The sequence below is a fragment of the Vibrio sp. IB15 genome, from assembly GCF_016406055.1.
GTDB lineage: Bacteria > Pseudomonadota > Gammaproteobacteria > Enterobacterales > Vibrionaceae > Vibrio > Vibrio chagasii.
In genome coordinates this window covers 1-1,286 of sequence record NZ_JAEFCE010000143.1, presented here as the reverse complement: position 1 = coordinate 1,286, position 1,286 = coordinate 1, and the positions used below count along the sequence as shown (strand labels likewise).

Below are 1,286 nucleotides of genomic sequence, written 5' to 3'. Positions count from 1 at the left end.
GGGAGCAGAAACTTCTACGTTTTTAATTGACAGTGGGGGTCATATCAACGCCTTGTCAAGTAGCAGCTAACCACCACTACACTCAATCCAAACCAAAATCGCCAACTGTTAGCTGTCTGCTTGAACAAATTGTTAGGCGACTTTTCGCGCTTTGATTGAATATAACAAAGGAATCTGTTGACCTTTATACAACATTTGGTATCCCAAGTTTGGTACTGACTCCAAATCATCAAAACAGTTATATGGGCTATATGGATGCTCAGAGAAAGACTCAATCTTTAAACCTGTGTCGATTAAGGCGTTTACAACCTCACTTATTGGATGAGACCAAGTAACCGTAGTTGATTTTGTACCATCGCAGTTTTCTGTATAAGTGCCGCCCTCTTCAACGTCAGGCGCTCTATCCGGAAAATACGAGTAGCCAGATAGCAAGTCATGAAACGTATGGAACTCAACTAGGTGAAACTCCCCGCCGACTTTTAGTGACTTGGCAATAGTCTGTGCCCAATCAACTAAGTTGGGTAGCCAACACAACACACCGTATGAAGTAAATACGACATCGAATTGTTGCTTATTTTCATGACCAAATTGAACAACATCACTTTCAATAAAATCCGCTTTTAAATCCAAAGCCTTTTTTAGTGAATTAGCATGCTTGATTGCATTAGCAGATAAATCGACACCTGTGACCTCTGCACCTAAGCGAGCCCAAGACAAGGTATCTTGACCAAAATGACACTGTAGGTGCAATAGAGACTTTCCTTGAACATTTCCTACTTGTTTTAGCTCGATTGGATTTAGAGAACATCTACCATTCTTAAATGATGCGATATCATAGAACTCCGATTCAACGTGTACCTTGGTTCTTTTATCCCATGCTTCTTTATTTATACTCAAATAATCCATTTTTTTCCGTATATTAATTTTGCAGCCTAACGCATGACATGGATTCCCCCTACCGAGGATCTGCCAAACTTATGTGGTACTTAATTGCACCGGAGGCACTATTTCTAATTATTCTTATTTCTGCGGTATCGGCCTAGCCAAAAAACCACTTTAGTCTTCATGCCATAGACCAAAACGGTAAGGTCATACTTCATAAGTCAGTAACTCGCTCTAAACTGCTGACTACAATAGCAAATATGCCACTCATGCGTATAGGCGTTGAAGCGTGTGGTGGTGCACATTATTGGGCAGAACACTCAATAAACTGGGTCACGACGCCCGTATCATGGCCGTTAAATACGTAGTTCCTTATCGAACTAAGGGAAAGAACGACCTTAATG

At 40.9% G+C, this 1,286-nt stretch carries 1 protein-coding gene and 1 pseudogene; one reads left to right on the top strand and one right to left on the bottom strand.

The annotated features are described in order from the left end of the window. Positions 1-132 precede the first annotated feature (132 nt). Entirely contained in the window at positions 133-906 is a 774-nt protein-coding gene (locus JC606_RS23130; RefSeq protein WP_198779542.1) for a class I SAM-dependent methyltransferase, read from the bottom strand. Positions 907-1,006: 100 nt separating this feature from the next. On the opposite strand from JC606_RS23130, the pseudogene JC606_RS23125 reads away from it, so the two are divergent. Continuing rightward, positions 1,007-1,286, top strand: a pseudogene (locus tag JC606_RS23125) (IS110 family transposase); the annotation flags it as partial.